We start from the raw sequence: 8,309 nt of genomic DNA on the forward strand, positions 1-8,309 counted from the left end.
TCTCCTTCGCCTTCGCCCTCTCCCTCGCCTTCCCCTTCCGCGCCGCAGTCTGGACAGCCGCTGTAGTAATCCGTGATGGTGTCGTTGACCGCCGCCGCTACGAAAGCATCGTAGTCATCGGGCGCAGTGACGACCCACGCGTTGTATTCGCCAATATTGCAGACACCGTCCGTGTCGGCGTCGCCGTTCTTGTGCAGATAGGGTTCGGCCTCGCCGTTGAACACGCTCAAATCTACCTCCGGCATATTGGGAATCACGGAAGCCAGGAGGTCGATGATAGAATTGATGAGTTCTTCCTGGCCTGACGTTGTCATCCCTGCCAGCACCGCGACCAGCAAGTCGCGGTCGGGCGGGTCCGGCATGGGAATGCCGTAAATGTCCGCCGGCCATGCGGCAATGAGAGCGGTCGCAAGCACCTCGGACGCAATGCGGTTCTGCAAGTAGGGCTCGTAGACGCAGCAGTGGTTCGGCGCCAGACGGTCCGAGAGGATAGCGTCAAATAAACGCGCATGCGCGATCTCCGGCATGCCGTCAAAGTCCAGGTCGGCCGTCTCCGGGTTAATCAGGCCGCCTATAATGGGTATCTGGCTCAAGGTGGTATACAACTCGCGCAGGTCGCCTTCGTAATTCGGGTCATAGCCCAGGCCGAGGCACCACCAATTGGGGCAGTCCGGAACGTCACAGAAGGTGTCATCCTGCGCGGCGGCCTGGGACGCCAGCCCAAGAATAGCCAGCAGACTGCACAACAAGACCACGCAGCCCGTATTCACACATAGTGCTTTCATCTTATTTATCCTTATGTCTTGCGGCGCCTCAACCGAATCGTCATAAACGGCCGACGGACGCAGACCCACCACGTAAGACCGGAAACTCGACCGTAACCGTCACGCCCATGCGCTGTTCACACAGCGTTCCACCCCGCCGGCGGCGAATGTACCGCGCTCTCGCGCAGATAGCGTTCCAGCTTCCCTTCACAGAGGCGCTCAAGTGGCGGCTCAGAAATGCTCCCATGGCGCAGCGCTCCATACGCTGGAAGCGCGGCCACCGCGAGAGATGCTGACCATTTCCCGGCTGCGGCGAGACGCACCGTATCCGGGATAGTCGCGGCGAGTTCGCGCATCCGCGAACGTACTTCCGCGGGTACCTTTTGGTCGGAGGCCTGATCGATCAGCCGCTGCAGGTCGCGCACATCGGTCACGCCATCGCCAGTGATATCCGCTTCGGCGATTGATGCACCGGGCGCCAAAAGCGCGGCCACGCATGCCTGAACGTCCAGTACGTTGATCTGCCGGTCGCCATTCAGGTCGGCACGCCGAAGCGCTGGCGGCACAACAGCCTCGCACGGGACAGGCAGGGACGCGCCCGCAACGAACAACGCAACAATTCCCCTGCGCCACACGGTAGTACTCCTGACTTCCTTTATACCACAGGCACAGGGAATCCGCAAATACTCGGATTTTACACTTTGTACAATTTGTACGGTCCTTGTCGCCGTAGACTGAAAGCTGGGAACCGAAGTACGCGCGCGAACCGGCATGGCAAGAACCGCACGCACCGCACCGCCACTTTCGGAAGCATTGCTTTCGGGGCGCGCGGGGGCATATTGTGCCCGTCTGCGACATGCCTTTACCCGCATCTCGTGGACAGGACCGCGGCGGCACACAGGAGGGTAAGTACTCACCATGACCATTGAACGCAAGAAACTGCGCTGGAACGGCTGGGGCTGGATCGACGCGCCAGACGTGCTGGGTGAACACGCAGACGCCGTCTGGGCATGGGTCGGCCGCACCGTGGGCGTTCACCCGCTGCCACACACGCCCGCGGTCGACTTGGCGGATATCGCCCTGCCGCCGGTGCGCCTCGACGATGCCGTGCGGGAGCAGGTGACCCGCCTGGTTGAACCCGGTCGCGTAAAGACAGACGCGTTCGAGCGGGCGTTTCACGCGCGCGGGAAGAGTTACCTGGACACCATTCAGCTGCGCGCGGGCCTTATCGGCGCGGCGCCGGACGCGGTCGTCTACCCGAAGACCGCGGGGGAATGCCTGGCGGTCGTGCGTTTCGCGGCGGAACGCCGCATCGCGGTGATCCCGTTTGGCGGCGGTTCGAGCGTAGTCGGAGGCGTCACCGCCGCCGCGCGCGCGGACCAACAGGGCGCTATCACGCTGGACATGACGCTGATGGACCAGGTGCTCGAAATCGACGAGGAATCGCTCGTCGCGCTCGCCCAGGCAGGCATATACGGCCCGGCGCTCGAAGAACAGTTGCAGGCGCGCGGCTTTACCCTCGGCCATTATCCGCAATCGTTCGAGTTCTCGACGCTCGGCGGCTGGATCGCGCCGCGCGGCGCCGGACATCAGTCGAACAGATACGGGAAAGCCGAGGAGTGGCTCGTCGCGGCAACGCTGGCGACGCCGGGCGGTCTCTGGCGCACGCAAGGCTTCCCCGGCTCGGCGGCGGGCCCGCAGATGCGCGATCTGGTGGCTGGTTCCGAGGGCGTTCTCGGCGTCATCACCGACGCCGTGGTGAAAATCCGTCGTGCGCCCGAGGTCAAGGACTACCGTGGCTACCTGTTCCTGGATTTCGCGGCGGCGGCCGGGGCCGTGCGCGATTTGATGCAGCGCGACGTTCCCACGGCCATGATTCGACTCTCCGACCCCGACGAAACGTACTTCTACGCGGCATTGAAGACCGCGGGCGAAGGTATGGACCCCTCGCTGCGCCTCAGCATCATGCTTGTGGGGCTGGAAGGCGAATGCGCGGAGGTTGAGCACGCACTTGCGCGGAGCCGCGCGGTCATCGAACAACACGGCGGCGTTCACATGGGCGAGGAACTCGGCCAGACGTGGTACCGGGGCCGTTTCGAGACGCCCTACCTGCGCGACCCCATCCTCGACCACGGCCTGGCCGTCGATACGCTCGAAACCTGCACAAGCTGGTCACATTTGCCGCGTCTGCACGAGGCCGTCGGGCGCGCCATCCGGGACGCCATGGCCGCCAACGCGGCGGGGCCGGGCACGCGCGGAATCTGCATGGCCCATATCAGCCATTGCTACCGCGACGGCGCAAGCCTGTACTTCACGTTCGTGTACCCGCGCGATTCCAGGGACCCGGTTGCGCAATGGTGGGCGATCAAGCGCTCGGCATCGGAGGCCATTCTCGCCAACGGCGGCACCATCAGCCATCATCACGGCGTCGGAACGGACCACCGCGAATGGTACGAGCGGGAAATCGGCCCCGCAACACTGAAAGCGCTCCGCGCCGCAAAAAACGCTATCGACCCGGGCGGTATCCTGAATCCGGGCAAGCTGTTGCCCTGAGAGAGGCCCGGCACGATACCCGCCGCACGGCGCCGGCGCGCTGAATGCTTGCCGGCCGGTCTTCGCGGGGCGGTGCGGAATCCCGCCCGCTTAGTCCGCCATGCGCGGCAATTGACTTGCCGAAAAGCCTTTTGTTCTAATCGTTTTCTCAATATTGACGAACAGGTGTCTCTTCGGCGGACTTTCCAGCGTAAGGACGCACGGGAATGGACAAGAGCACAAGCGGGACCAGGCGGCTGATGAAACGCGTGGTCGTTTCGAGCGGCCTGCGCGAAGCGGACATACGGCCGCCCGCGCTGATGTCGGAGTTCAAGCGGCTGTCGATCCACGACGCGGCCGAGTATTTCCGCGAGCCCGCGACGCGTGTCGACACCGCCTGCCCCGCATGCGACAGCGAAGACCGGGAACCCGTCTTCAATAAGCACGATTTCCTGTACAACCGGTGCCGCGCCTGCGGCAGCGTCTTCGTTTCGCCCCGGCCCACCGCCGAGGCGCTCGAACACTATTACGCCAACGCGGAAGCGAGCCGGTTCCGGGTCGAGCATTTCTCGCGCGATACCGCGAAGGCGCGGCGGTATCACCTGCTGAGTTCGCACGCGGCGTGGATGTGCCAGATATACGATGAGGCGGGCAATCACGCCGCCCGAACGTACGCCGACATGTTCACGCACTCGCCGCTCATCTTCGATGAAGTGCACGCGCTCGGCGTCTTCGACACCCTCTACAGCATCGCGCCGCTCCTGAGTCCGGACGGTCAGAGCCAGGCGCCGGCGCAGGTCGTGGACGAGGGGGCCGTGTCCGGACTCGGCGCGGTCAGCGCGTTCGAGAAGATGGAGCACCAGTTCACGCCGGCGGCGTTTCTGCGCGGCATCTCCGGAATGCTCGCGCCCGACGGCCTGGTGTTTTTCACCACGCGCACGATTACCGGCTTCGATTTGCAGGTATTGTGGGACAAGACGCCGTATATCTTCGTGCCGGAGCACCTCAACCTGCTCTCAATCGAGGGGTTGACCCGGCTCGTGGCGCGCTGCGGACTGGAATTGATCGAGTTGAGCACGCCGGGCCAGCTGGACCTGCAGCTCGTGCAACATGCGGCGCGGCAGGACCCCTCAATCAGGCTGCCGTCTTTCGTCCAGTACCTCATCGACAACCGCGATACGCTGGCGCATGAGGATTTCCAGGCGTTTCTACAGAAACACCGGCTCAGTTCGCACGTGCGCGTCGCCGCACGCAAGACCAAGGAGTAACCCTTGCACAAACTCGCCGAACTCTTCGCCTCTTCGGCTTCCGCCGCGGAGTACGCGCCCCGCTATCTCGAACGGCTGCACGAAGTCCTGCGCGGCATCGACCCAGGGGTGCTGCAGCGTGTCGTGGAACGCATAGAACAGGCCGTGAGGGAAGGCCGCCGCCTCTTCATTATCGCGAACGGCGGCAGCGCGGGCGTGGCGGCCCACATCGTGAACGACCTTGTCGCGGGCGGTTACTCGGAAGACGCGCCGCCTTTCCGCGCGCTCAGCCTGAGCGACAACGTCCCTTCGGTGACCGCGCTGGCCAATGACTCGGGTTACGACAGCGTGTTCGAGCGCCAGTTGCGCGTGCATCTCGAGCCCGGCGACGTGGTGCTCGGCATGTCCGTGAGCGGGAACAGCGAGAATATCCTGCGCGGCGTGGCCTATGCCCGGGAACGCGGCGCGGCCACGATCGGCTGGTGCGGGTTCGAAGGTGGCCGTCTGGCGGGCGCGTGCGACCTCGTCGTGCATGTCCCTGCCACGAAGGATGAATACGGGCCGGTCGAGGACGCTTTCTCGGTGCTGGGGCATATCGTTTGCGGCTACCTGACGATGCGCCACGGCAAGATGTTGCATCACTAGAGGCAAAGAGCAGCGTGAGTCGCGTGATCAGAGCCGGCATTATCGGTCTTGGCAAGATGGGCCGGATTCGCGCCCGCGTACTGGAACGGCACCCGGGCGCGGAACTCGTGTGCGGCGCGGACCCGGCGCCCGAGTCGTTCGCGCGCGATTTCCCGCGCGTTCAGGCCTCGAGCGACTACCGCGACGTGCTCGCCTCGGACGTCGAAGCCGTATTCGTATGCACGCCAAACCGGTTCACGCCCGAGGCAATCATCGCCGCGCTTGACGCAGGCAAGCACGTCTTCTCCGAGAAACCGCCGGGCCGCACGCTCCAGGACATCGAGGCCATCCGCGCGGCGGAGCGGCGCAATGCCGGGTTGAAGCTCAAGTTCGGGTTCAACCACCGGTACCACGCGGGTATCCAGGAAGCGAAGCGCATCGTCGACAGCGGGCGCCTCGGGCGCATCCTCTGGCTGCGCGGGATCTACGGCAAATCCGGCGGCGCGGAATTCGAACAGGAATGGCGCAGCAACAAGGATATCAGCGGCGCGGGCATCCTGCTCGATCAGGGCATTCACATGCTCGACCTGCTGTGCATGTTCTGCGGCGATTTCGTCGAGGTTAAAAGCATGGTCACAACGGCGCACTGGAAGATCGCCGTTGAAGACAACGCGTTCGCGCTGCTCCGCGACGCGGAAGGGCGCATCGCCATGCTGCATAGTTCCAGTACCCACTGGAAGCACCGGTTCAGCCTCGAGATCTTTCTCAGCGAAGGCTACCTGACCGTCAACGGCATCCTTTCCTCGACGCGCAGCTACGGCGACGAAACGATATCCGTGGCCCGGCGCCAATTCGACGCGGGTTTCGCGCAGGGCAAGCCGCGCGAGGAGATCATCTACTTCGACACTGACCCGTCCTGGGAACTCGAAGCCGACGAATTCCTCCGCAACGTGAGCGACGACACGCCCGTCACGACGGGCAACAGCGAACAGGCGCTCAAGGCCATGCAGCTCGTGTACGCGATCTACGAAAACGACCCGGTATTCATGGCGTCGCCCTCGGCGCCCGGCCCATAACACAACCAGGCAATCGCAGCAACACGCATGGGCAGGATGCCTTCCGCAACACGCGCGTCTCGCCCGTGCAAGACAAAGTGCGTGGTCCCCGCTTTCGCGGGGATGATGCCCATGCCACGCGGGAAAGGCAGATTCTCATGGATGTTCCGCCGTTGTGCGTCGCGATTGGCCCCTCCTCCTTCGCGGAAGAGGATCCCGCCCCGCTGCGGATACTGGAAGACGCGGGCCTGACCGTTAGACCAAACCCGTTCGGGCGCCGGCTGACGCAGGAAGAAATCATCGAGCATCTGCGCGGCGCCGACGGGCTTATCGCGGGCCTCGAGCCGCTGAATCGCGCCGTGCTCACGTCGGCCGCGCCACGTTTGAGGGCGATCGCGCGCGTGGGCATCGGCATGACGAACGTGGACCAGGACGCCGCCCGTGAACTGGGCATCGCAGTGTCGAATACGCCTGACGGGCCGGTGCGCGCCGTCGCGGAGATGACGCTCGCGGCCCTGCTCGCCATCGCGCGCAACATCGTGCCCATGAGCGCGGCCCTGCATGCCGGGTCCTGGAAAAAGACGATTGGATTCGGCCTGGAAGACACGCCCGTGCTCATTGTCGGCTGCGGCCGCATCGGCCGGCGCGCGGCGGAGTTGCTGCAAGCCTTCGGCGCACGCGTGCTGTGGCACGACCCGTATGTCGCGTCTCCCGTTGGTGTGCCCGGCGAGCGGATGCCAACGCTCGACGAAGGCCTGGCTCAGGCCGAGGTAGTGTCGTTGCACGCGGCGGGAGCACAATGTCTGCTGGGCGCGGCCCAATTCGCCCGGATGCGCGACGGCGCCGTGCTGCTGAACTCCGCGCGCGGCGAACTCGTGGACGAAGCGGCGCTGGTGGCCGCGCTCGAGTCGGGCAAGGTCAGCGCGGCGTGGTTCGACGCCTTCTGGAAAGAGCCCTACCACGGCCCGCTGACACGTTTCCCCCAAGTGCTGCTTACGCCGCACACCGGCACGTACACGCGGCAGTGCCGGCGCGACATGGAAACGCAGGCCGTGCGCAACCTTCTGCACGACCTGACCTAGACCGTGCCACGGGCGTCCCGCCCGTGCCAAAACGAAGCGCAAGGTCCCTGCTCTCGCGGGGATGATGGCCATGACACCATTTGGGAGCAAACGGATGCAGTACCAAGCGGAACTGGACCTGGCCGTGAAAGCGGCGCGGGAAGCAGGCGCCCTACTCGCGGAAACCATGCGCCGGCCCCGTGTCGTGCTCAAGGAAGAAGGCCGCGACATCAAACTCCAGGCAGACAGGGACGCGGAGGCGCTGATCCTGCGGATACTGGGCGCCGCGCCGCATCCTGTGCTGACGGAAGAAAGCGGCACGCATGGCGCGTACGGGGCCGATGTCGACGCGTGGGTCGTGGACCCGCTTGATGGCACGCTGAATTTTCAGCGCGGCGCGCCCATTTGCGCTGTTTCGATTGCGCTGGCGCGCGGCAACGATCCCCTGCTCGGCGTGATATACGATTTCAACCGCGACGAGTGTTTCACCGGCATCGTTGGCGCGGGCGCATGGCTGAACGGCGCGCCCATGCGCGTGTCGGGCATCCGCGAGCGGGCGCGGGCCATCCTCACCACGGGTTTCCCGACAAACCGCTCCTATTCCGAAGAGTCCCTGCTCGAATTCGTGCGCCACGTGCAGCGGTTCAAGAAACTGCGCCTGCTCGGCAGCGCCGCGCTCATGCTGGCCTATGTCGCCTGCGGCCGTTACGAAGCCTATGCGGAAGACGATATCATGTTCTGGGACGTCGCCGCGGGAACAGCGCTCGTGCGGGCTTCGGGCGGCCACGTGGACCTGCGCCCGTCTCAGCGATTGCAGTGGGGTTGCCGCATCCGCGCCGCCGCACACCAGGATTTGTGGGCGTCGTAGGCGTGTTCTCGCGCCTGCGTCTCGCAGGGGCGAGGCATGCATCGCCCCTGCAACAGGCAGGAATCAAGTCCCGGGATGGACATGGGGACACATGACGGAGAACGAGGGCCTATCCTGGGGAACCTTGCCTCGTTCTATTCAAGACGGGGGCATCCGGG

8 protein-coding genes are annotated in these 8,309 nt (G+C 64.8%); 6 read left to right on the top strand and 2 right to left on the bottom strand.

Annotated features, from left to right (window positions below; genetic code table 11):
- Positions 1–785 (bottom strand): hypothetical protein (locus KA184_21800; GenBank protein MBP8132222.1); only part of this gene is annotated, 785 nt, incomplete at its 3' end.
- A 116-nt stretch (positions 786–901) separates the two neighbouring features.
- Complete coding sequence (locus tag KA184_21805; protein MBP8132223.1) at positions 902–1,399, bottom strand: hypothetical protein; 498 nt, start codon at positions 1,397–1,399, stop codon at positions 902–904.
- A gap of 283 nt (positions 1,400–1,682) precedes the next feature.
- On the opposite strand from KA184_21805, the gene KA184_21810 reads away from it, so the two are divergent.
- The 6 genes from KA184_21810 to KA184_21835 all read left to right on the top strand — a co-directional run bounded on the left by KA184_21810 (position 1,683) and on the right by KA184_21835 (position 8,151).
- Complete coding sequence (locus tag KA184_21810; GenBank protein MBP8132224.1) at positions 1,683–3,317, top strand: FAD-binding oxidoreductase; 1,635 nt, start codon at positions 1,683–1,685, stop codon at positions 3,315–3,317.
- Positions 3,318–3,523: 206 nt separating this feature from the next.
- On the top strand, positions 3,524–4,564 hold the full coding sequence (locus tag KA184_21815; protein MBP8132225.1) for a methyltransferase domain-containing protein: 1,041 nt from the start codon (positions 3,524–3,526) through the stop codon (positions 4,562–4,564).
- A 3-nt stretch (positions 4,565–4,567) separates the two neighbouring features.
- Positions 4,568–5,188, top strand: coding sequence for an SIS domain-containing protein (locus KA184_21820; protein MBP8132226.1), 621 nt, complete (start codon positions 4,568–4,570; stop codon positions 5,186–5,188).
- A gap of 14 nt (positions 5,189–5,202) precedes the next feature.
- Positions 5,203–6,243 (top strand): Gfo/Idh/MocA family oxidoreductase, encoded by a 1,041-nt coding sequence (locus KA184_21825; protein ID MBP8132227.1) that lies wholly within the window; start codon positions 5,203–5,205, stop codon positions 6,241–6,243.
- 137 nt (positions 6,244–6,380) lie between these two features.
- Positions 6,381–7,304, top strand: coding sequence for a phosphoglycerate dehydrogenase (locus tag KA184_21830; GenBank protein ID MBP8132228.1), 924 nt, complete (start codon positions 6,381–6,383; stop codon positions 7,302–7,304).
- Between the two features lie 94 nt (positions 7,305–7,398).
- The gene (locus tag KA184_21835; protein ID MBP8132229.1) at positions 7,399–8,151 is read left to right on the top strand and encodes an inositol monophosphatase; all 753 of its coding nucleotides are present in this window, start codon (positions 7,399–7,401) and stop codon (positions 8,149–8,151) included.
- Positions 8,152–8,309 lie beyond the last annotated feature (158 nt).

The sequence above is a fragment of the Candidatus Hydrogenedentota bacterium genome (assembly GCA_018005585.1).
In the GTDB taxonomy this organism is placed as follows: Bacteria; Hydrogenedentota; Hydrogenedentia; order Hydrogenedentales; family JAGMZX01; genus JAGMZX01.